This window comes from Frankia sp. QA3, assembly GCF_000262465.1.
Taxonomy (GTDB): Bacteria; Actinomycetota; Actinomycetes; order Frankiales; family Frankiaceae; genus Frankia.
The window spans coordinates 109,957-132,331 of the sequence record NZ_CM001489.1 but is presented as its reverse complement, the minus strand read 5'-3'; the positions used below and the strand labels follow the sequence as shown (position 1 = coordinate 132,331).

At 72.4% G+C, this 22,375-nt stretch carries 14 protein-coding genes; 2 read left to right on the top strand and 12 right to left on the bottom strand.

Going from position 1 to position 22,375, the window contains the following annotated elements; translation table 11 throughout:
- Nucleotides 1–217: 217 nt before the first annotated feature.
- Together FRAQA3DRAFT_RS00490 and FRAQA3DRAFT_RS00485 are read right to left on the bottom strand one after the other, a co-directional pair.
- A complete protein-coding gene (locus FRAQA3DRAFT_RS00490; protein WP_009399184.1) occupies nucleotides 218–1,015 on the bottom strand; it encodes a FadR/GntR family transcriptional regulator in 798 nt (265 codons plus the stop codon).
- A 237-nt stretch (nucleotides 1,016–1,252) separates the two neighbouring features.
- The gene (locus FRAQA3DRAFT_RS00485) at nucleotides 1,253–2,038 is read right to left on the bottom strand and encodes an enoyl-CoA hydratase/isomerase family protein (RefSeq protein WP_009399183.1); all 786 of its coding nucleotides are present in this window, start codon (nucleotides 2,036–2,038) and stop codon (nucleotides 1,253–1,255) included.
- A 3,127-nt stretch (nucleotides 2,039–5,165) separates the two neighbouring features.
- Between FRAQA3DRAFT_RS00485 and FRAQA3DRAFT_RS00475 the strand changes: the two genes are divergently transcribed.
- The gene (locus tag FRAQA3DRAFT_RS00475) at nucleotides 5,166–5,633 is read left to right on the top strand and encodes a LuxR C-terminal-related transcriptional regulator (RefSeq protein ID WP_009399181.1); all 468 of its coding nucleotides are present in this window, start codon (nucleotides 5,166–5,168) and stop codon (nucleotides 5,631–5,633) included.
- A gap of 320 nt (nucleotides 5,634–5,953) precedes the next feature.
- Here FRAQA3DRAFT_RS00475 and FRAQA3DRAFT_RS00470 read toward each other — a convergent pair whose 3' ends face one another.
- From FRAQA3DRAFT_RS00470 to FRAQA3DRAFT_RS00425, 10 genes are all read right to left on the bottom strand, one after another.
- A complete protein-coding gene (locus FRAQA3DRAFT_RS00470) occupies nucleotides 5,954–7,237 on the bottom strand; it encodes an ABC transporter substrate-binding protein (protein WP_009399180.1) in 1,284 nt (427 codons plus the stop codon).
- Between the two features lie 457 nt (nucleotides 7,238–7,694).
- Entirely contained in the window at nucleotides 7,695–8,423 is a 729-nt protein-coding gene (locus FRAQA3DRAFT_RS00465; RefSeq protein WP_009399179.1) for an ABC transporter ATP-binding protein, read from the bottom strand.
- Nucleotides 8,420–11,407 carry a branched-chain amino acid ABC transporter permease/ATP-binding protein gene (locus tag FRAQA3DRAFT_RS00460; protein WP_009399178.1) on the bottom strand — a complete coding sequence of 996 codons (2,988 nt, stop codon included), beginning with the start codon at nucleotides 11,405–11,407 and terminating at the stop codon, nucleotides 8,420–8,422. Before FRAQA3DRAFT_RS00460 ends, FRAQA3DRAFT_RS00465 begins: the two co-directional genes overlap by 4 nt.
- 407 nt (nucleotides 11,408–11,814) lie before the next feature.
- Complete coding sequence (locus FRAQA3DRAFT_RS00455) at nucleotides 11,815–13,083, bottom strand: MaoC family dehydratase N-terminal domain-containing protein (protein ID WP_009399177.1); 1,269 nt, start codon at nucleotides 13,081–13,083, stop codon at nucleotides 11,815–11,817.
- Between the two features lie 143 nt (nucleotides 13,084–13,226).
- Nucleotides 13,227–14,291: an acyl-CoA dehydrogenase family protein gene (locus FRAQA3DRAFT_RS00450; RefSeq protein ID WP_009399176.1), complete on the bottom strand. Its 1,065-nt coding sequence runs from the start codon at nucleotides 14,289–14,291 to the stop codon at nucleotides 13,227–13,229.
- Nucleotides 14,292–14,357: 66 nt separating this feature from the next.
- Nucleotides 14,358–15,545 (bottom strand): acyl-CoA dehydrogenase family protein, encoded by a 1,188-nt coding sequence (locus FRAQA3DRAFT_RS00445; protein WP_009399175.1) that lies wholly within the window; start codon nucleotides 15,543–15,545, stop codon nucleotides 14,358–14,360.
- Nucleotides 15,546–15,610: 65 nt separating this feature from the next.
- Nucleotides 15,611–16,753 carry an acyl-CoA dehydrogenase family protein gene (locus tag FRAQA3DRAFT_RS00440; RefSeq protein ID WP_009399174.1) on the bottom strand — a complete coding sequence of 381 codons (1,143 nt, stop codon included), beginning with the start codon at nucleotides 16,751–16,753 and terminating at the stop codon, nucleotides 15,611–15,613.
- Nucleotides 16,754–16,872: 119 nt separating this feature from the next.
- The gene (locus FRAQA3DRAFT_RS00435) at nucleotides 16,873–18,402 is read right to left on the bottom strand and encodes a class I adenylate-forming enzyme family protein (RefSeq protein WP_009399173.1); all 1,530 of its coding nucleotides are present in this window, start codon (nucleotides 18,400–18,402) and stop codon (nucleotides 16,873–16,875) included.
- Between the two features lie 213 nt (nucleotides 18,403–18,615).
- Nucleotides 18,616–19,842, bottom strand: coding sequence for an acyl-CoA dehydrogenase family protein (locus tag FRAQA3DRAFT_RS00430; protein WP_009399172.1), 1,227 nt, complete (start codon nucleotides 19,840–19,842; stop codon nucleotides 18,616–18,618).
- Nucleotides 19,843–19,900: 58 nt separating this feature from the next.
- Complete coding sequence (locus FRAQA3DRAFT_RS00425) at nucleotides 19,901–21,082, bottom strand: acyl-CoA dehydrogenase family protein (protein ID WP_009399171.1); 1,182 nt, start codon at nucleotides 21,080–21,082, stop codon at nucleotides 19,901–19,903.
- A gap of 216 nt (nucleotides 21,083–21,298) precedes the next feature.
- Here FRAQA3DRAFT_RS00425 and FRAQA3DRAFT_RS00420 point away from each other — a divergent pair, with 216 nt between their 5' ends.
- Nucleotides 21,299–22,300 (top strand): LLM class flavin-dependent oxidoreductase, encoded by a 1,002-nt coding sequence (locus FRAQA3DRAFT_RS00420; protein WP_009399170.1) that lies wholly within the window; start codon nucleotides 21,299–21,301, stop codon nucleotides 22,298–22,300.
- Nucleotides 22,301–22,375: the final 75 nt, after the last annotated feature.

Sequence of the window (22,375 nt, the reverse complement as noted above, 5' to 3'; positions counted from 1 at the left end):
CGCAGTCCCACCTCTGCGCCGCCCTCCCCCCGCGCATCGACGGCGGCCCGCGGCCGCGCTTCGCCGGTCCGGGACACCGATGCTCCGGCCTGCCCGCTAATCCTCCCCCGGCGCACCGCTGGCCACACTTTGGGGTCGCCGGGCCGGGCCGCCCGGCTGCGGCGCTCGCCCAGGCGCCCGGATCGGCGGGACGGGGTGGACCCGGCCCTGCCCCGGGCTACTCGATGATGTCGATGACGGCGGCGGCGTCGAAGCCGCGCAGCAGCGACTCGTTGGCGGAGATCAGGTGGCGCCGCCAGAACCGCTCCGCCTCGTCGGCCTCGCCGGCCCGCACGAGGGTGATCAGCTTCTCGTACGCCCTGACCGCCCGGCGGTACTGCAGCTGCACCTCGTCCGGCTCGGACTCGTAGTGCGTCCTCGTCGCGGTCGCCATGTGCCGCGCGAGGATCTCCTGAATCATGCCGGCCGTGACCACGAGCGCGCGGTTGCCGGACTGCTCGACGACGACCTCGTGGAACCGGGCGAACCCCGCTCCGGCGGTGGCACCGCTCGGGTCGTCGGCCAGGTTGGCGGTCAGGTCGTCGAGCGCGGTGACGAGGGCCTCGATCGCGTCGTCGGAGCCTCGATCGGCGACCAGCCAGGCGGCCAGCGGTTCGATGCCGAGGCGCGCGGTGAGCACTTCACCGAGGGTGGTGCCCGCGACGGCGAGCAGCAGCCCGGCCGGGCGGGCGACCATCTCGGGGCCTGGTACCCGGATGCGGGCGCCGGTACGGGAGCCGCGCCGGACCTCGACGAGGGACTCGGCCTCCAGCACCCGCACGGCCTCGCGCAGCGTCGGGCGGGAGACCCCGAAGTGGGCCATGAGCTCGGCTTCGCGGGGCAGGTAGTCGCCGTCGCGCAGTTCCCCGGTGACGATCATTCGTCGCAGCCTGCGGGTGAGCAGCTCGGCCGTCTTCGGGGACCGCACGTCGGCCCCGGACCGGCCCTCCGGCAGAGAGAAGACCGGGGCGGCCATGGGATCGACTCCTCGCGTCGCACGGAACGTCGGATGCTGCGGACCTCGGATGCTGCGGACCACTGCCGCGATCCCTGCCAGGGCCGCAGGGTCACGGTACCAATCCTACGGTACTACAGAGTAAACCTAGTTAGCTTTGAGCCGATTGCGACGCCCGTGACCCGGGATGCGCGCCCGGTCGCAAAACGATACCTGCCAGGCCGGACCGAGCGGCGGGGGCGCCCGCCGACGTGACCATCACCGCACCTCATACCCGCCACGGGTCGCCGGCTGGGTGCGTGACGTGCCCGGCGGGGTCGCGACCTGCACGTAGAGCAGGCCGGTGCGCAGGGCCTGCGTCCGCGTGGAGTCCAGGGACTCCCAGATCGCCCGTACGGTCTGCTGGACCGCCACGGTCGGGTGCCGGGCGATGCGCTCCGCGATGTCCTGCGCCCGCGGCCACAGCCGGTCACGAGGGACGACCTCGCTGACGAACCCGATCTCGTGGGCGCGCCGGGCCGACATCCGCTCGTCGTTGCCGAGCAGCGCCATGCGCAGCACCTCGCCGATCGGGATGCGCCGCGCCAGCCCGATCGGCTCCAGCGCCGCGGTCATCCCGAAGGTGACATGCGGATCGAAGAAGGTCGCGTCCTCACCGGCGATGATGATGTCGGCCTCGTTCAGCCAGTACAGCGCCCCACCCGCGGCCATGCCGTGCACCGCGCACACCAGTGGCTTCCAGCACTGGTTGAACTTCGGGGACAGGTAGTTGGCCGGGTCGACCTGCCTGAGCGGCTCCGGCGCGAGGTCGTAGCCCTCGACCACGTCGACGCCGGTGCTGAAGGCGCGCTCGCCCTGCGCCCGCAGGACGACGACGTGCACGTCGTCGGTGACGGCGGCGAAGTCCCAGATCGCCCGGAAGTCGTCCAGCACCTCCTGGTTGAACGAGTTGAGCCGCTCGGGCCGGTTGAGCGTGAGGGTGAGAACGTGATCATCACCCAGGGTGGCGAGGACGCTGGTCAGCACGGGTACCTCGGCTGGCATGTCGGTGCCTCCTCGTAATCGGCGTGGCCGTCCGACCACCGGCGGCCCGAGCTGGCGCCGCGCGACGAGGATGCGACCCCCTGGGCGGCACACCTCGACATCTCTAACTCAGTGCACAAAGATATCCTACCCAACCGCCCCTGGCCACGGACGTCTGCCAGAACGAACACCCACCAGGACCGGCGGGCAGCCGGCGAGTCCGACGGGATTCACCTGGCGTCTGCCCGCACGCACCTCCCAGCGGCCACCGAACTCGGCCTCAGGCCGGAGCTCATGGCGGTTGCCCGCCGGGATCGAAGGCGCCGTCGAGGCCATCACCCTGCCAATTGGTCCCCCGGGCAATGCTCGCGTCGGCGCCGCGATGTCACGCCGGGCACTCGCATCCCCGCGATGCGCACAAGACCGACGACCACAGCGTCGGTGCCACCGGATCCCGCCATCGTCCGTACCCCGACCGACGTGACCACACAATCACAAGCAGGGGACAACCCGATGACACCACGCGTGGTGCCGACAACCCGTGAACGCCCCCGGATTGCGGGCGCCACTATCGCCGCGCGCACCGATTCCCGGCGCGGAACCGACCTCCGCCCCACCCGACGCCGCATTCTCGACACTGGCCCACCCGGAACGCGACAGACACTCAGACAGACTCCGGACGAACCTCCACACCCACCGGAGCACCCACCGGAAGATGGTGGTCAAAAGGCCCCTGACCAGCACGATGACAATCTCCGGGAGCAGCGGCGGAACCCACCGCGGCGGGGGGAGAATGCGGTCGCCACCGTCGAGTTGATCAGACTGCGGCGCGCTCCATCGCGGTCGCCCCGAACCGACGGACATCTCCGCGCCGACCGGCGGGACGGAACGTGCACCGCCGGCTCGCCCCGGTGTTTCTCACCAGCGCGCGGCACCGGGACAGTGCGATGGCCAGGAAGGTCGACATGACCTCTCCGACCGAGGCGCGGACGACGACGCATGCCAGCGTGGCGAGCGTGCCCAGGACCGCCGCGGGACCGAGCCGAGCCCTCAATCCACCGTGGTCCGCCGTGCCGCCACCGGCTCGGCAGGCCGCCCGTCGCGCGCCTGACCAGCGAGGATGCGTAACGGAGCCCCTCGGCATCCCCGGGTACTCCGGCGTCGGGCCGACGACGTCGCCACCCCGGCTGCGGGTCGTCCACCCAGTCGTCGGGCACCTCGCCGGTCCGCCGGCGGGCGCGGCCCGCCAGCCCGCGGCAGCCGGGGCCGCTGAACCGGTGACGGTTTGTCGCCCTCGGACGGTAACAGCCGGGCCAGGCCGCCCCGCACCGCCCTGAACCCGCGCCCCGACGTCCTGGGGAGAACCTGCGCGGCAGGCTGTCGTAGCGGCAGGAGGTGATTCTCCCGGCTGCGTCCCGGTCGACCGGCCGCCCCACCGCGGCCGGCATTCGACGACGACCCGGTGGTTCCTGGACAGCAGCGGCTCCACCGGCGGATAAATCCGCTCGGATCTACCGGGAGGACTATCTGGTTTCAGCGCGAGAGACGCCTGATTCCGCGCGAGAACAAGACCTCGATCAGGGCGGGGGACCGTCGACCCCGAACGGTCACGGACTCGATACCGGATGGTTTCATCGACGGCGGGTCGTCGCTCACAATCATTCAGTCCGCACTCCCTCCTACCGCAATTTCAACACGTCCTTCCCCGGCCTTCAGGACGGTGTTTTATACGCGGGCGGGCGGCACACGTCGCGTTCACCCATCTCCTTCTCGTCGCAGACCGGAAGCACGAACCTCGGCGACCCGCAGCTGCGCCGCATTCGGCCCGTGCGGGAAAGCCGCCGCCGGCGGGCAGGCGGCCGAAATCATCCGGCGCCGTCGAGCTGCGAAAGTTGTCCGTGCCCATTGAGTGAGGCCGGCGCAACGGTTCGCCGACAAGGGAACGGCGACCCTCGAGAAATCGCCGACGAGGTCGGGGCCGGGAGACGTCGGCCGTGGGCTCGACGATCCTCTCGCCGGGCCGGGCTGCGGGGACGGGTGCCGGTCCCCGCGCCGGCACCGCCCGGACCCACCGAGGCCGCCGGGACCGGCCCAGCCCGTTGCCGCCGGATGCCAGGGCGCGGTCCGTGATGCCGATCGAACCGGCGACGACGGATGGCGCTCCCCGAGGCAGGGCCGACCACGGCCAGGAAGGCTCCCAGCGACACGACCAGCGCGACCGTGGGCGCACCCGGAGGGGACGGGGGCCCGCGCCGGCCAACCGAGGTCACCAGGGGAGCCCGGCGACCGGGCCCCGGCCCACCGGCGGCGAACGGACCGCCCGGGGCGGGTGGCCGGATCGTCTCGCCGTCGGCCGCCAGGCTCCGGCCATCCGCACGCCGGCCGCCGGTGACGGCCCGTCCGGGGCCCTGAAGTTGGCCGGGTCGGGAGCATCGAACACCTGGATGTGCTACGAACTGCTCGTCCGAGCGGACCACGGCGGCAACGTAGATGTCGCCGTAACCGCCGCGGTCCAGGCGCCGGAGTTTGCGGATCTCCCCGAAGATCAGGACTGCGGCCAGTGCCACCCATTCCAGGGGTGACGATGGGCGGATTCCCGTGCATCCGCCCGCCTCGGCCGGCCCCCGGCCCGCCTAATAAACACAGGGGCTCATCGGATAACCTGGCGGAGCCGTTTTCGTCGCCGGCCCCCGCGTCGGCAACTCGCTCGTCCAGGTGGCCCCATGAATCTCCTTCCGTGCCCCTCGCAAACCGATGGGACGTGCGAGCGGCGGCGTGACCAGCAGCACCGGACGGGCCCCCGTTCGGGGGAGGGGATCAGGATCCTCATTGGGTCTTCCCCCACGCCGCGAGAGTCAGTTCTCGCACATCGGAGCGGGCGGCATTGACGGCATGGGCGGGCGGCGGGATAACCTTTTCGATGTAGCCGACAGTGGGGGCCCGGCGAAGGCATGCCGAGCCCGGAGGGAGTTGGTGTGGCGGCGCGCCACTTCACCCGGGGTCGGGCCATGCATGGCCACCCACAAAGGTGGTGTACGGCTGATCCCCTGCCCGACCCTCGGATGAATCTGCCGGACTGCCGGTGATTGACCGGTGATCCTCATCCGGAGCGGTCGGGTAAACCGGAGTGGACAGGGAGAGGAGCACGATGAGCCTAGTGGTCTCGGACTCGTCCGCTGTGCAGGTGCGCCTGCACCGGACGATGACCGCCGCCGGCTTCGACCGAGCGTCGGGTTCGTTCACCGCCGACAACCAACCGACCGACGCGCGGACCCAGCGGGAACGGGTTCGCCTGGCCCAGATCGAGCTGCTGGAGCTCAGCGCGCAGCTCACGACGCCCCACCTGCGACGCCAGATCCTGCGCATCTACTCACTGCTACGCAGCGAGCCGGTGGCGCCGAGCCCGGCGAAGCCACCGCCCTTCCGCCTCACCCTGCGTGAGATGGAGGTGCTCACTCTGGTGGCCACGGGGTGCTCCAACGTCGAGGCGGCGGAGCAGCTCACCATCCGGGCCGAGACGGTCAAGACCTACATGCGCAGCATCATGCGCAAGATGGGGGTGCGTAACCGGACGGCCGCGGTCCACACCGCCCGGCAGATCGGTCTGCTGGACTGACCGGCGGCACCCGCGGCGGCGGGACCCGCCCCGGCGGCACCCGCAGTACCCGCACCACCCACGTCCGCAATACCGGCACTACGGTGCCACAAGCACCACCGGCACCTTCCGGCACCATCGCCGACGGCCCCTCCCAGGCACCACCCGGCACTGCCCCGCCCGGGCCACGCCACGGTCCGTCGGCCCGCTCCGGCACTCCCTCCATGCCGGATCGCGACCACTCCGGAACATGACACGGGGGCTCGGATCGGACGACCAGTCCGATCCGAGCCCCCGTCGTCGTCTGCCCGCCGGATGCCCGGCGGGCAGACGACGATGATCTACCCGGCGGCGAACAGGCTGGCCGCGTCGACCGTCCGGACGTCGGTGGCCTTGGTGCCGTCGAGGGTCGCCTCGACGGAGCTGGCCGAGCACAGCGCCTTCAGGCTCGGGATGGCACTGCCGTCGCAGGAGAACGTCAGCCCATGCCCGGCCGGCATCACGATGTTCTTGGCCGCCTTCAGCGTGGAGGTCACCGACGCCGGGGTGACCTCACCGCTGATGCCCTTGAGCGCCCGAGCGAGGCCGAGGACCGTCTGGTAGCCGGTGACCGCGTAGCCGTCGGTCGGCGTCTTCGGCGCGTAGGTGGCCATCACCGTCCGGTAGAGCTTCGCCTCCGGGTCGTCGGAGTCGGTGTCCGACGGGGTGAACACCGTCGACCCGTCGAGCTGGCCCGGCGCCGCGTCGTCGACGGCCTTCGACACGCACGGCTGGATGACGAACTTCGGCTGGGTGGCGCCCACGGCCTGGAACGCCTTGAACACCGACGTGCAGTGGGTGGCGTCACCGACGAGCGCGAGCGCGTCCGGCTTCCTGCCGACCGCCGAGGTCACCTGGGAGGTGACATCGGCCGAGCCCCGCGGGATCGAGATCACGTCCAGGCCCACTCCGGACTTCTGGAACACCGGCTTGCCCAGCGCGTTGGCCCCGGTGATCGCGGCCGGCACGTCGGTGACGAACAGCGCGACTTTGTGGTACCCCTTCTCCTTGGCGTAGGTCGCCATCGCGCCGAGCGTCGCGGGGAAGGCCCCGGTCCAGGAGAACACCCCGTCGGTGGCGAACTCGGCGCCGGCGGTCGCGGTGCCCGTGACGTACGGGATCTTCGCGGAGGTGATGACCGGCACGAGGGTGTCACCGAAGCCGGTGGTTCCGGTGCCGACCGCCGTGACCTTCTGCTCGACCATCTCGTTGGCGCAGGTGCGGGCGGTGGCCGCGTCCTCCTGCGACTTGCAGACGACGAGCTGGATGGGCCGGCCGCCGATGCCGCCGAGATGGCCGTTGGCGTACGCCACCGCCGCCTGCGCGCCCTCGCGGACCTCGGGCAGCGACACCGCGCTGCCGCCCTCCGCGGTGATGAAACCGATCTTCACCGGCGCGCCGGCCGCCTTCGTGCCCGGCGGCAGCGTCTCGGTCGCCGCGGTGGCCCCGGGCGAACCGCCCGAGTCGTCGCCGCCGCTCCCGCTGCCGCAGGCCGCCGGTAGCAAGGCCAGGCCGAGGACTAAGAACGCCGCTCCCGCCCGTACGCCGCGGCGTCCGCCGTGCCAGTACCTGCTCCTCGCGCCCACTACTCCTCCATCTCACCGTCCAGCCGCCCGGTAGGAGGCGGGGTGTCCCCGCCGGTCGCGCGGCCGGTCGATCGCCGGTTCCGGCCGGTCCTCGCCGGTGGCGACGACCGCAAACGCCCAGAAGGGCAAGAAAGCTTACTTGGTAAACTATGTTATTAGTGTCACGAATTTCGTCAAGAGAATGGAACAGATGACCGCCGACTCGCGGCTACCACGCGTCCCACCGGGCGGCCGACCGTGCGCCGTTGATGCAACGGTGGTCGCACGGCGTGAAAGCATCGATCGGCCGCGCCCCGCGGCGGCGAGCTGACCCGTGGGGCCTACTCGGCGAGCCCGGGTGCGTCGGTCCCGGACGGCGCGTGGGCGCGGCCTTCAGGCGCCGGCCTGCATTGCCGAACGGCCGGGACACCGAAGGCGGTACCGGGGCCCGGCTCACCACGAGGGGGTTTCGCCCACGTCAGGCGGCTGCCTCCCGCGGGGCGTGCCGCTCGCTGAGATAGGCCCGTTCCAGCAGCTCGGGCTTCGCCCGTAGCTCGGCCGCGGGTCCTGACAGCACCTCCTCGCCGTGCGCGAGCACGATCGCGTGGTCGGCGATGCCCATGACCAGGTGCACGTGCTGCTCGACGAGCACCACCGCCGCCGACGTGTCCGTGGCCACCGCCCGCACGACCGGCAGGAGCTCCTGCACGATGACCGGAGCGAGACCCATGCTGAGCTCGTCGATCAGCAGGATGCGCGGACGCTGCACGAGGGCCCGTCCGATGGCGAGCATCTGCTGCTCACCGCCGGACAGCATCCCGGCCCGGACGTCGAGCCGCTTGCGCAGGGCCGGGAAGTAGTCCAGCACCTCGTCGAGGCTCAGCCCGCCCTTGACCCGCCCGAGCTGGAGGTTCTCCCGGGAGGTCAGGGTGGTGAACAGGGACCGGTCGTCCGGCACGAGCACCACGCCGAGCCTGGACAGCGCCCGCGGGCTGGCCCGGTTCACGCCCTGCCCGTGCACGGCGACCTCGCCGCCGAGCGCGGGCAGCAGCCCGGCGAGCGTCAGCAGGACCGTGGTCTTGCCGGCGCCGTTCGGCCCGAGCAGGGCGACGACCTCGCCCTCACGCAGCGTCAGATCGAAGCCGCGCACCACCGGCACCCGGTCGTATCCCGCGTTCAGCCCGCGGGTCTGCAGCAAGACGGTCACCCGACGCTCTCCTTCTCCAGCGATGCGGACGGTCCGGGCGGAGTCTCCGCGGTGGAAGCGGTGGTGACGGCGGCGTCGGCGTCGGGGGTGTCGGCGTCCGCGGCGCCGGGGTCGGCTCCGGCCAGCGCCGCGGGCTGCGGCGGGACGGGGGTGCTGCCGAGGTAGGCCTCGGCGACCGCCGGATGGTTCTTGATCTCCTCGGGTGAGCCGCTGGCGATCACCGCGCCGAGGGCCAGCACGACGATCCGGTCGCAGACGCCGAGCACGAGGTTCATGTCGTGGTCGACGAGCACGATCGTCACTCCGGTGCGGGCCACCTCGCGCAGCCGCTCGCCGAGCCAGAGGCTCTCGGTGCTGTCCAGGCCACCGGCCGGTTCGTCGAGCAGGAGCACGCGCGGCCGGCCGGCGAGCGCCCGGGCGATCGAGACCAGCTGGCGGTGGCCCTGCGACAGCTCGCGAACCGGGCGGTCGCGGACCTCGTGCAGCTGCAGCGCGCGGTAGAGCCGGTCGAGGTAGTCGGCGTGATCGGCGGGTAGCCGGCCGCCGCCGCTGCGCGCCGCGGCCTCGCCGACGGAGACGTTCTCGGTGACCGAGAGGTCCTCGTACAGCTCGATGCCCTGGAAGGTGCGGCCCAGGCCCTTGCGGATCCGGTGGTGCGGCTTGAGTCCGTCGAGCCGGATGCCCTCGAACTCGACCTCGCCGGTGGCGGCGGTGAACCCGCTGATCGCGTCGATCAGCGTGGTCTTGCCGGCGCCGTTGGGGCCGATCAGACCGATGACCTGGCCATGGCCGAAGTCGAGGCTGACGTCCTGCACGGCCCGCACGCCGCCGTACTGCACCCCGACTCCGCGCAGAGTGAGCAGGATCCGCTCGGCGTCGGCGGTCGCCACCGCGGCGACGGCATCCGCCGCGACCGGAGCCGTCTCGGTGGGCGGAACCGTCTCGGTGGGCGCGGGCCCGGCCGCCGTGGCCGCGGCGTCGGCTGGTTCGCCGGCGGGGATGGTCACCGGGGTTGCGTCGACGGTGGGCAGGACCGGCGGCTCGGCGCGCAACCGCTTCGCCCGCTGGCTCCCCCACCAGGCGTGGACGGGGCCGACGGCGCCCTCCGGGTTGAGCAGCACGGACAGGACCAGGGCGAGACCCGTGATGACCTGGTACCAGCTACCGAGATCGACAGCCTTGTCCAGCGCGACGAACAGCAGTCCGCCCGCGCCGAGGACACCGGCGAGCAGGCCGCCGGAGACCGAGGTGATCCCGGCGAGGTAGGCGGTGGCGAACAGGGCCAGGCCACCGACGACGGAGAAGGACTCGGCGTCCACGAGGGTCTGCTGATATGCCATCAGCGCGCCGCCGAGGCCCGCGATGAAGGACCCGATCGCGAAGGCGGCGATCTTGACCCGGGCGACGTCGATGCCGGCTGCCGCCGCCGAGCGTTCGTTGGCGCGCACCGCGAGCATCGCCGCGCCGAGGCGGCTGCGCCGCAGCTCCGCGACCGCCAGCCCGACGAGGATGAGGACCACCAGGCAGAGCAGGCCGAACTGGATGCGCGGGTAGCCCTCGCCCGCGCCGATGCGCAGGTTGAGCCCCCACAGCTTCGGATCGGCCACCTTCGCCCCGGCCGTCCCGCCGTTGACGTCCGGGTTGCGGAACCAGATCGACTCGACCGCCATGCCCAGGGCGAGCGTCACCACGGCCACCGGCAGACCCCGGATGCGCAGCGCGGGCAGACCGACGACGACACCGATGATCATCGCGCCGAGCGCGGCGAGCAGCGGCGCGATCGGGAACGGAATGCTCCAGTCGGTCGTCATCCGACTGACGAGGAAGCCGCCCACCCCGGCCAGGGTCAGCTGGGCGAGCGAGACCTGGCCGGCGTACCCGGTGACGACCACCAGCGAGAGCGTGACGATGCCGAGCAGCATCGAGGTGACGACCGCCGCCCGCATCGAACCGGAGGTGGCCACCAGCAGCACGACCGCGACGGCGGTCGGGATGACGATGTTCAGCAGCCGATGGCGCGGCCGGGGTGCCTGGCCGAGGTTGGCGCGGATGAGCATGCCGCGGGTGGGCAGCGGCCGGCCCCGCAAGACCAGGTACGCGAGGATGACCACGAGCGGGACGAGCTGGCCCAGGCCTTGCTGCGGCAGCCAGGAATGCTGCGACTGCAGGTACTGCAGCTCGGACTGCACCATCCCGATGATCAGGCCGGCGCCGACGGCGAGGCCCAGGGAGTTGAAGCCGGCCACCAGGGCGGCGGCGAGCGCCGGGACGATGAACAGCGTGTAGGAGACCGGGATGAGCGGGACGATCGGCGAGATCAGGATGCCGGACAGGCCGGCGACCACGGCGCCGATGGCCCAGTTGGCCAGGGCGATGCGGTCCGGCGACAGACCGGTGACCAGCGCGCCCTTCTCCGTCTCCGCGGCGGCCCGGGTGGCCAGGCCGAAGCGGGTGAAGCGGAAGATGCCGGCGAGGGCGAGCGCGAGGACGACGATCGTCAGGGCGAACCAGAGCTTGTCGCCCTGGATGCGCAGGTCGCCGATCGAGTAGTTGTCGCTGGGCAGGATCCGCTTCACCGACACGGGCGTCGTGCCGACCCGCTGGGCGAGCAGCGCCTGGAAGACGATGAGCAGACCGATGGAGGCGACGGCCTTGGCGACCGGCGGCGCGGTGCGCAGCCACCGGAACACCAGCACGTAGAGCAGGACTCCGAGCAGCGCGGCGATGACCAGCGAGACGCCCAGCGCGGGCCACAGGCCCCAGTCGGAGCCGACGGAGACGGTCTTCGGTAAGCCGGGGATCGGCAGCAGCAGCTCACCCTTGCGCAGGAACGCATACGTGTACGCGGTGTAGAGGGCGATGGCGCCGGTGGCGAAGTTGACCACGCCCGAACTGCGGTAGGTGACCACCAGGCCGAGCGCGAGCGCCCCGAAGACGGCTCCGCTCCCCAGCCCGAGTAGCAGGAAGACGATGTGTTGGGTCATCGCAGGCGATGTCTCCCCTCACCCTCCGTCGGCGCAGCCGCGAAGTGATCGAGTGCAGGTGGGTCCGGCCAGCCGGACGCGCCGGCCCTGACGCCGCAGGACGGACCGCCGGGTGCGGGGGGCATACCGGTTCGGTCAGGGCGCGCGGCGATCCGATCGGGACGGGTCAGCCCTTCGGCACGTCGGGTCTCGACGCGTCCGGTCGACGACCGGTGAGACGTGCGGCACACCGCTATCTTTGTAAACTAGGTGGTCGATCTGGTCAAGTAATGATCCGTTGCACCACGCTCGCCCCAGAGACCGAGACCGGGGCGAGGCAGGGGGAACCGGTCCCGAAACGGCGAACGTCCCCGCCGGGCGAAGGACCAGCCTTCGCCCGGCGGGGACGTTCCATGGTGCGGGGAGCATCAGGACCCGGCGTTCGCCTCCGCCGCGATGCGGTCCATCTCGTGGCGGACGATGCCGTCGGCGGAGTCTGCCGGCGGGGTGGGCAGGACGACCTGGCCACCAGTCCGGCTCGGCAGCAGCACCACGGCCTTCGCCGGCGACGTCGTCACCCCCCGCTGGTTGTCCGCCCACAGCTCGATCTCGACCTCGTTGCGGGTGCCGTCGTGCCCGGACACCTGGCGCTTGCCGGTCACCCGCCCTTTCAACCACGTCGTGTCCCCCACGAAGTTGAACCGGCGGTGCTGCACCGAGAGCTTCCACAGCCAGCCCTCGTCACCGATCCAGTCGGTCAGCAGATGGCACAGCCACGTCTCGCGCATCCCGCCGTAGTCGTACGAGGTCGGCAACCCCAGCTCCTGTGCGCGCGCCGGCTCCCAGTGCAACCGCTGCACCGTGTCCGGAACGTTCAGGGCGTTCGCCGGATACAACCCCGGCGCCTTCGCCCGCACCCGGTACGCCAGCCGGAACGCCCCCGGCGGGGTGAGCTGCATCCCCCAGCCCAGGTGCCACACCACCACGTCCGTCGTCGTCAACGGACCCTTCACCTTCGTCGGCAGCTCCTCGTCCACCAGCACGTCCTCGAAGTACCGCGGCTGTCCGCCCCGCCGCGACTCCGCCGCGTACAACGCGTCGATCTCCGCCAGCCGCTCCGCCGAGTACGGCTGCGGCAGGTCATGCTCCTTCCTGCGTTCCCGCGACGTGTGCCGCTCCGCGTTGATCCAGGTGCCGCGCTGCAGGCAGGTGGGCTCGCCGTGCTGGTTGGCGAAGATGAAGTCGTGGGTGACGTGCGCGGTGCGCCCGCCGAAGGAGCTGGGCTTCGCCACCACCCCGACCTGGGTGCGCAGGCAGCGCGCCCGGTCGCCGAGGACGAACGGCCGCCACCACTCGAACTCCATCACCGCCTGATAGGAACCCAGACCCGCGAACGGGTCGCCCTTGAGCAATGCCTTCGTCTCCGGGTCGGGCTTGGGCGCCGCGTCCTCACCCATCGTGTACAGGAAGGTCGGCGGCGCGATGAGCGTCCCCCACCGAGTGCCCTTGCCGTAGTCCGGATCGCAGTACAGCGGGTTGTCGTCCCCGTAGCCGTAGGCGAAGTGCCGGGAGGCGTCCCAGGTCACCTCGTAGTTGTGCGGCGGGTTCGGCAAGGGCTGCGGAACCCCGATCCGCTTACGCGACCGCTCGAAGGCCGCGTCCGTCAGGACACCGAAGCGCTCAGCACCTTCATCCATTACCTAGTTATAACAGATAACTATGTCCCGAATCTCGGAAAGGCCCCGCCACGGAAAAACAGGTCAAGCCGGGTTTCAGCTAGCCGGACACCGGGGGGCCCGGGAGGCGGGCCTCCCAGGGGCCGGCGCATCGTCTCCGGCCGTCAGCCGGCGGTGGCGACCAGGCGCTCGCGGTGCCGGCGGGGCGTGCCGCGGACCAGCTCATCGACCTTGATCCGGCGCAGGAACAGGTGCAGGTCGTGCTCCCAGGTGAAGCCCATGCCGCCGTGGAGCTGTAGCGCCGTGCTGGCCGCGCGGCTGGTGCCCTCGCCGGCCACGGAGCCGGCGACCGCGACAGCGGTCCCGGCGGCGACCAGGTCGCCGCTGTCGAGCGTGCGGGCGGCGTCGTGGCCACAGAGCCGGGACGCCTCGATGTCGACGGCCATGGTCGCCGCGTGGTGCTTGACCGCCTGGAACGACCCGACCGGCCGGCCGAACTGCTCGCGTTCCTTCACGTACCCGACCGTCAGGTCCAGCAGGCGGCCGGCGGCGCCGACCGCGTCCAGGGTGTGGATGATCGCCAGCGCCTGGTCCAGGGTCTCGGCGACGTCCGCGCCGACCCGCGTCCAGTCACCCGCCGGGACGGTGACGCCGTGCAGGTCGACGGCGGCGATGTCCCGGCTGAGGTCGAGGGTGGTGCGGGCGGTGCGGGTGACGCTCGCCGCGGGGACCAGCGCGAGGGCGCGATCGTCACCGATGGCGGCGCTGACCAGCAGCCAGGCCGCGCCGAGGCCGCCGACGACGACAGCCGCCCGGCTGGCGAGGACGAGCGTGCCGTCGGCTCCGGGCACACCGCTGATCGCGGCGTCGTCCGGCTCCGCCGCGGCCGGGACCGCGAGCGCCGAACCCTCGGCCACCGCGTCGGACACCGCCGCCCCGATGCCGATCTGGTCGAGCAGCCGGGCGACCAGCGCGGCCTGGCCGAGCGGTAACGGTGAGCCGGCGCGGCCGAGTTCCTCCACGACGACCGCGAGGTCGGCGAAGGTCCCCCCCTCCGCGGGCCGCAGCAGCGAGGTGAGTCCGAGTTCGGCGGCGGCGCGCACGTCGTCCGCCGAGTAGAGCGCCGCGAGAGCCGCGCCATCGGCCCGGGCCGCGGCCAGGTCGGTGCGCCGCGCGAGCCAGTCGCGGGCGGCGTCGGCCAGGCTGATCTGTTCTTCGCTGAGAAGCATGTCACCGGGTCCTTCCCCGACCGCAGGGGTCGGGCTCGCGGGTCGTCGAGCTCACGGGTCGTCGGGCTAGCGGGGCAGGCCGAGGGCGCGTTCGGCGATGAGGTTGCGCATGATCTCCGAACTGCCGCCGGCGATCGTGTACGCCCGGGCGTAGAGGTAGGCGTCCTGCCAGCGGCCGCCGTCGACGGCGTCGGTGTCGCCCTCGGTGAGGATGCCGCGCGCGCCGAGCAGGTCCACGGCGAACTCGTTCAGCCGCAGGTTCAGCTCGCTGAACCACAGCTTGCCCGCCGGGGCGTCGATCACCCGTTCCCGGCCGGCCCGCCAGCGCGCGAACGAGGACTGCCCGAGCAGCGCGCAGGCGCGGATCTCGGCCCGCAGCGCGCCGAAGCGCTGGCGGACGTCGGCCTGCTCCAGCGCCGGCCGACCATCGATCTCGATCTTCTGCGCGAGCGCGTACAGGTCCTCCCAGGCGAGCTGGAGGTCGACGACGGCGGCGCTGACGCCGTTGCGCTCCTCGGCCAGCGACGCGTTCGCGACGATCCAGCCCTGACCGGGCCTGCCGATCACCGCCGAGGCCGGGATGCGTGCCCCGTCGAAGAACACCTCGTTGAAGTCGGAGGTGCCGGTGAGCTCGCGCAGCGGCCGGACGTCGATGCCCGGGGTGTCCATGTCGATCGCGAACGCGGTGATGCCCTTGTGCTTGGGCACGTCCGGGTCGGTGCGGGCCAGCAGGTACCCGCGGTTGGCCCAATGGCCGTTGGTGGTCCACACCTTCTGGCCGGTCACGACGTAGCCGTCGCCGTCGGCCACCGCGCGGGTACGCATCCCGCCCAGGTCGCTGCCCGCGCCCGGCTCGCTGAACAACTGGCACCACAGGTCGTCGCAGGAACGGATGGCGGGCAGCAGCCGGGCCTTCTGCTCGTCACGGCCGAAGCGGATCAGCGCGCTGGCCGCCAGGCCGTTGCCGCCGAAGTGCATCGGGGCGCGGGCCCGCGCGATCTCCTCGGCGACGACGACGTCGCGACGCGGATCGTGCCCGGCCTCGCCGCCGAACTCCACCGGCCAGTCGGCGCCGAAATAGCCCGCCTCGAACAGTGCGGCGATCCAGCGCCGCAGCTCGGCGAGCTCCTCGGCGTTCTCCGGGCTGCGTACCCCCGCCCTGGCGGCCCGACCCGGCGCGTGGCCGGCGATGAACGCCCGCACCTGCTCCCGGAACTCCCCCAGTTCGGTCCCCGAACCCCAGTCCACGCTCATGACTTCTGCTCCCACTCGACGAGAGTTGTCCGCGGCGGTCCGCCCGTGTTCCGCCAACCGGGCCGTCACACGCCCAGCGAACGACCGATGATCTCCTTCATGATCTCCGTCGTGCCGCCGTAGATGGTCTGGATGCGGGCATCCGTGAACGCCTTTCCGACGGGGTACTCCGTCATGTAGCCGTAGCCGCCGTGCAGCTGCAGGCAGCGGTCGACGACCTTCTGCTGCAGCTCGCTGGCCCACCACTTCGCCTTGGAGGCGTCGACGGTGGTCAGCTTCTCCTCGAACGACGCCTTCAGGCAGCGGTCGATGTACACCTGGGCGATGTCGATCTCGGTGGCGAGCTCGGCCAGCAGGAAGCGGTTGTGCTGGAAGCCGCCGATCGGCTGGCCGAAGGCGGTGCGGGTCTTGGTGTACTCCAGCGTGGAGTCGAACACCGCCCGCGCCCCGGCGACCGCCGAGATCGCGATCGACAGTCGCTCCTCGGGCAGGTTCTCCATCAGGTGAATGAACCCGCCGCCGAGTTTGCCCAGCACGTTGCGGGACGGCACCCGGACACCGTCGAAGAACAGCTCGGCGGTGTCCTGCGCGTGCAGGCCGATCTTGTCGAGGTTGCGGCCGCGGGAGAAGCCGGGCATGTCCCGCTCCACGACGAGCAGCGAGATGCCGCGGCTGCCGGCCGACGGATCGGTCCGCGCCACGACGATGACGTAGTCGGAGTGGATCCCGTTCGTGATGAACGTCTTGGCCCCGGAGACGAGCCAGTCGTCACCGTCGCGCACCGCCGAGGTCCGGATGCCCTGCAGGTCGCTGCCGGCACCCGGCTCGGTCATCGCGATCGCCCAGACCGCCTCGCCGGAGGCGAACCCGGGCAGCCAGCGCGCCTTCTGCTCGCCGTCGGGCAGCCGGCTCAGATAGGAGCCGACGACGTCGTTGTGCAGCAGGAAACCCGGACCGGTGACGAACGCGGCCGCGAGCTCCTCGGCGACGACGGCGTTGAACCGGAAGTCGCGAACCCCGCCGCCGCCGAACTCCTCGGCGACGTTGAACCCGATGACGCCGTGCTTGGCCGCCTTGGCGAACACCGTCCGGTCGACGATCCCCTCGGCCTCCCACTGGGCGTGATACGGGGTGATCTCGCGGGCGATGAACTCCCGGACGACTTCCCGGAACTGCCGGTGCTCGTCCTCGAAAATCTCGCGTTCCACGGTCGTCTCTTTCCTCGGCGGATCAGTAGCACGGCGATCGGTAGCACGGCGGATCGGCAGCACGGCGCACCGCTGCTACGGCTGACCAGTGCGGTGGCGCGTCACGGGGTCGAGGCGGCCTACGTCGGGGCGGCCTGCGTCGAGGCGGCGAACAGCGCCACCAGGTCGGGCATGCTGACCTTCTGGGACACTCCGCGGGGCAACTCCGCCACGGTCAGTGCCCGCGCCGGCACCTCGTAGGGCAGCATCCGAGGCCGGCACCAGTCGCGCAGCTCCTGCTCGCCGACCGGCCCGGCGCCGGGCGCCAGCTCCACGACGGCGACGGGCACCTGGCCGAGGCGCTCGTCAGGAAGGCCGAACACCGCCGCCTCGGCGACCGCCGGGTGCTCCTCCAGCACCTCCTTGACCGTGATCGGGCGGATCTTGAATCCGCCGCGGATGATCACATCGTCGGCGCGGCCCTCGATGTAGAGGAAATCGTCGTCGTCGATGTGGGCGAGGTCGCTGGTGCGGGTCCAGCCGTCCGCGTCCGCCCGCGCGCCGGCCTGGTCGGTCCTGATCTCCAGCAGTCCGCTGGCACCCGTCGGCAGCACCTCGCCGTCCTCGGTGACGACGCGCAGGCTCACCCCCGGGAAGGCGCGCCCGACGCTGCCCCGCTTCTTCGCCCACCACTGCCGGTGGTCCGGCAGCGACCAGCCGGCCACCGCGCCGGAGAACTCGGTCGCGCCGTACACGCCGAGCACGTGGATGCCGTAGCGCTCCTGCACCGCGTCGACCAGGTCGGGCGACACCGGAGCGGTCCCGCAGGTCAGCGCGCGTAGGCTCGCGAGGTCCTCGGCGGGCACGTTCGCACTCATCAGGGTGCGCAGCGCCGCCGGCGGCAACGCGCCGAGGCGGGGCCGGTGCTCGCGGATGACGTCGAGCCACCGGTCCAGGGTCCAGCGTTCCAGCAGCACGATGCGCCGCGCGTCGCCGAGGGCCTGCAGCGCCCCCCACAACCCGCCGATGTGCACCAGCGGGACGGAGACGATGGCCACGCCGCCCTCGAAGTAGGACCGTTCGCCGCCGCCGGGCTTCATGTGTCCTCGGGCGGACCCGACCGACGCCTCGAGCTGACGGTAGGTCAGCGGGATGCGCTTGGGCGGGCCGGTGGTACCCGAGGTGGTGAGTTCGACGGCGACGCCCGGCGCGTCGACCGCGGTGACCGCGGCGTCGTCGCGGCCGGCCCGCACCGACGCGATCCCCTCGGGCGAGGTGTGGATGAGGCTGATGCCGAGCCGTTCGACCGGCTCCGCGAGCCCCGAGGACGCCCAGGCCCGCACCGGCACGATGATCGCCGGCGGGGTGGCCCGCTCCAGGTCGCCGGCGAGGCGCTCGGCCGGCTGCAGCGGGTTGAAGACCGTCAGGCAGCGCTCGGTACCGAGGATCGCGAGGATCGCCGCGATCGACTCGGTCCAGTTTCCAAGCAGGACGCCGATGCGCGCACCGCGACCGAGGCCGAGCCCGTCGAGGCTGCGGGTGATCTCGTCGGCGAGCGCGCGCACGCTCCCCCAGGACACCCAGGCATCGTCGATCTGGAGGGCGAAGGCGGAGTCGGGCGCCCGCCACAGCGCGCGCAGGCGGCCCGGCAGGTCGGGGAGCTCGGTCATCGGGCGTGACCCCGCACGACGACATCCGACCCGCGAGGGGCACGCGGGAGGCCGGGTTGTCCGACGACCTCGATCACAGGGTCCCGCATCATCGCTCCTTGCCGCCGGACGGATCGGTGCGGGCTCCGGACGGATCCGGAGAGCCGCCCAGAGAACCCGCTCGCCCAAGCTACCGATAGATGAGTTTATTAGGTTTAAGGAATCAACGCCGTCTCAGCGCCGGACGGCCGCGACCAGCCGGGACGCGGCCTGCTCGCGCAGCCGGTCCGGCGCCGCGATCAGCGCCTCGCTGGACTTCGCCCGGCGCAGGTAGTGATGCACGGGGTGCTCCCAGGTGAAGCCGATCCCGCCGTGCACCTGAAGGCTGCCCTGGGCGGCACTGACCGCCGCGTCGAGTGCCTCGGCGGCGGCCAGGGCCACCGCCACGTCGAGCTCATCGGTATCCGCCGTCGCACCGGCCTCGTCGAGGGCCTGCGCGGCGGCGGCGACGAGGGCGCGGGCCGCCTCGGTGCCGACGAACATGTCGGCGCAGCGATGCGAGATCGCCTGGTAGGTGCCGATCGGCCGGCCGAACTGGTGACGGATGCCCGCGTAGCCCACAGCGAGGTCCGTGCACTCCGCCGAGACGCCGACGGCCTCGGCCGCCAGCAGCGTCAGCGCCACCCGTCGGGTGGCGGCGAGCACCGCGGCGAACTCGGCCGGCCCGGCGAGCAGGGTCGCGGGCGCGTCCAGGGTGACCCGGGCGAGCGGGCGGGTCGCATCGAGGACATCGAGCGGTTCGACCCGGACGGCGGCCCCCGCGGCGCCATCCGCGCCACCGCCGCCACCCGCGACAACACCGCCACCCGCGACAGCACCGCCACCCGTGCCGCCCGTGGCGGGGACGTCGACGGCGAACAATGCGGGGCCGGTGTCGGTCGTGGCGGCGACGAGCAGTGCCCGCGCGGCGGCGGCGTCCGCGACGACGGGGGCCGTCCCGGTCAGCCGCCAGCCGCCGACCGCCTCCTCGGCGCGCACGGTCGCCAGCGGCGTCCAGCCGTCGACGGTGCGCCCGACCGCGACGGTCGCCGGCGTCCGGCCAGAGGCGATCTCCGGCAGCAGCGCGGCCGCGGCGGCCGCACCCGGCGCGATCCCGTCCACGACGGCAAGCAGCGCGGCCTGGGCGGTCGCGCTGGACAGCAGCGGCACCGGCGCCACCCGGCGGCCCAGCTCCTCCTGGGCGACGGCCAGCAGGGTCAGCCCCGCCCCCTCACCGCCGTGCTCCGACGGGACGGCGAGCCCCACCACTCCCATGGCCGAAAGCTCCGACCACAGCTGTCGATCCCAGCCGCCCGACGCGGCCGCGATTCTCCTGACCTGTTCGATGTCGCAGCGCTCGCGCAGCAGCCGCGCCAGCGCGTCGCGCAGCTCGCCCTCCGCCTCGGCGGTGTCCACGTTCATTTCGCTCCTCGTCGTCCCACGGCCCCGGCGCGGCGCCCCGCGGCACCGCCGTGACCTCTCACCCGCGCCCGGCCACGGGCACCGGTGGCGGGGCGGGCAGCCCCAGCACCCGTTCGGCGATCGTGTTGCGCTGGATCTCGGCGGTGCCGGCGCCGATCGTCGCCGACCGGCTCATCAGGTAGCCGTAGGTCCACCGGCCGCCCTCGGGCGCGGTCGGCTCGCGATTGCCGAGCACCGCGTCCGGGCCGATCACCCGCAACGCCACCTCGTGCAGGCGCTGGTCGAACTCCGCGCGCATCAGCCGGTTGACCGAGGAGGCGGGCCCGGGATCGCGTCCGGCGAGCACCGTCTCCAGGGCCCGGCGGCTGTTCGAGGCGAGGATGCGCACCCCCGCCTCCATCCGCGCGAGGTCCTGGCGCACCACCGGGTCGTCCCCGGCCGGCGACCCGGCGGCGAGCGCGATCAGCTCGGTGACCACCCGGCGGTAGCGGAACTCGTCCGACAGGAACGCCGTGGCCCGCTCGTGGCCCAGACTCGTGCGCGCGATCGACCAGCCCTCGTTCTCCTGGCCGACGAGGTTCTCGACCGGCACGCGCACCTCGTCGAGGAACACCTCGGCGAAGTGCGTTCCACCGCTGATGTCGCGCAGCGGTCGCACCGTCAACCCCGGCGAGGTCATCGACAGCAGCAGGTAGCTGATCCCCTTCGGGCCCGGTTCGCCGGTGCGCACCAGCGCGAACATCCAGTCGGCGAGGTGCGCCTGGCTGGTCCACACCTTCTGGCCGGTGACGACGTAGTGGTCGCCGTCGCGCACGGCCTTCGTCGACAGCGCCGTCAGCTCGCTGCCCGCGCCGGGCTCGGAGAAGCCCTGGCACCAGAACTCGTCCGCGCGCAGCAGCGGGCGCAGGAAGCGCTCCTTCTGCTCGGGGGTGCCGTGCCGGATCAGGGTCGGGGCCACGATGAACGACAGGCCACACGGATGCCGAGGAGCCCGGGCCCTCGTCATCTCCCGGTGGTAGGCGATCTGGTCGGGCAGCGACAGGTCCATGCCGCCGACCTCCCGCGGCCATCCCGGCGCCGCGAGCCCGGCGTCGGTCAGCTCGGCGTGGAAGGCGCGGGCCCAGGCCAGCCGCTTGGCACCGCCGCGCGGCGGCGGACCCGCATGTGCGGCGAGGAACTCCCGCAACGGGCCGAGGAACTCGCCCTGCCGGGGCCGGTCGACGGTCTCCACGGCTGTCACGGCGCCTCCTGGTCATCCTCGGTCCCGGTCATCGGTCGAAGGGCCGCACCGGCGGGACTCACCGGCACGCACCACGCAGGTTACATGGTTTACTAGGTTTACAAGGAAGGCAAGAACTGGCTTGGCGGCGCGATCCCGCCGGCCGATCGGCGCCGCGGCCGTCCGGGCCGCCGCCGGGGCGAGCCCGCCGGGCTCCCGACGCGGAGGTATCGACACGTGCAGTGGGGACTTCCCTGGCCGGGCCCGCGGGTTGCGGAGCTGGCCGAGCAGGCCGGAGCCACCGCCTTCTGCGCCGGCGAGTTCGCCGACACGAACTCCTACCTGACCACCGGCGAGATGGTCGCCGCCACCCGGCGGGCCCTCGTCGGGCCGGGCATCGCCTACGCGTTCGCCCGCTCACCCTTCGTGCACGCCTCGGCGCTGCGGCACCTGTCCGCGCACGCTCCCGGGCGGATCTTCCTCGGCCTCGGGTCCGGCACCTACCGGATGAACACCGAGTGGTTCGCGTCCGCGGCCAGCGAACCGGTCCGGCGGATGGAGGACCTCGTCGGGGCGATCCGCGCCTACCTGACCGCGGAGAACGGGCAGCCCGTGGTGCACGAGGGCGAGTTCTACCCGATCCACGCCGACATCCGCGCCCCCGTCCTCGGCCGGCTCGACGTGCCGATCCTGCTCGGCTCGTTCAACCGACGGATGGTGACCGCCGCCGCCCGGACCGCCGACGGCATCCTGGGCCACGGCATCTTCACCGACCGGTGGTGGACGGAGACGATCCGCCCGAACCTGCACGAGGGCGCCACCGCGGCCGGGCGGGACCCGGAGTCGCTGCGCCGCTGGGGCTGGCTCATCACCGCCGTCGACGAGGAGGACCCGGAGCGGGGACGGCGCGACGCCCGGCTCCAGATCGCCTTCTACCTCACGGTGAAGACCTACGACACCCTCGTCGAGCTGCACGGCTGGGGCGACGAGGTGGCCGCCCTGCGCACCGCGTTCCGCTCCGGGGACATCCCGGGAATGGCTGCGGCCGTCAGCGACGAGATGCTCGACGCGATCGCCCTGTGTGGCGACCTTCAGGAGGCCGCCCAGCGCCTGGCCGCCCGCAGGACCCTGCCCGACCTCGCGTTCCTGTCCAGCCCGGCGTTCATGGTCAGCGACCGGCGACGCGCCCGCTACGCCGAGTCGGCGGTGCGTCTCATGAGCGCCGTCACCGCCGCCTGACCGTCGGGCCGACCCGGCGCGGACCACCACGGACCGCGCCGGGACCCGCCGCGCCGGTGGACCGCCCCGGCCCCG

What these genes read in the sequence shown, in the direction of transcription:
- FRAQA3DRAFT_RS00490 (WP_009399184.1), bottom strand. Translation starts at nt 1,015, where the DNA reads ATGGCCGCCCCGGTCTTCTCTCTGCCGGAGGGCCGGTCCGGGGCCGAC.
- FRAQA3DRAFT_RS00485 (WP_009399183.1), bottom strand. Translation starts at nt 2,038, where the DNA reads ATGCCAGCCGAGGTACCCGTGCTGACCAGCGTCCTCGCCACCCTGGGT.
- FRAQA3DRAFT_RS00475 (WP_009399181.1), top strand. Translation starts at nt 5,166, where the DNA reads ATGAGCCTAGTGGTCTCGGACTCGTCCGCTGTGCAGGTGCGCCTGCAC.
- FRAQA3DRAFT_RS00460 (WP_009399178.1), bottom strand. Translation starts at nt 11,407, where the DNA reads ATGACCCAACACATCGTCTTCCTGCTACTCGGGCTGGGGAGCGGAGCC.
- FRAQA3DRAFT_RS00455 (WP_009399177.1), bottom strand. Translation starts at nt 13,083, where the DNA reads ATGGATGAAGGTGCTGAGCGCTTCGGTGTCCTGACGGACGCGGCCTTC.
- FRAQA3DRAFT_RS00450 (WP_009399176.1), bottom strand. Translation starts at nt 14,291, where the DNA reads ATGCTTCTCAGCGAAGAACAGATCAGCCTGGCCGACGCCGCCCGCGAC.
- FRAQA3DRAFT_RS00445 (WP_009399175.1), bottom strand. Translation starts at nt 15,545, where the DNA reads ATGAGCGTGGACTGGGGTTCGGGGACCGAACTGGGGGAGTTCCGGGAG.
- FRAQA3DRAFT_RS00435 (WP_009399173.1), bottom strand. Translation starts at nt 18,402, where the DNA reads ATGACCGAGCTCCCCGACCTGCCGGGCCGCCTGCGCGCGCTGTGGCGG.
- FRAQA3DRAFT_RS00430 (WP_009399172.1), bottom strand. Translation starts at nt 19,842, where the DNA reads ATGAACGTGGACACCGCCGAGGCGGAGGGCGAGCTGCGCGACGCGCTG.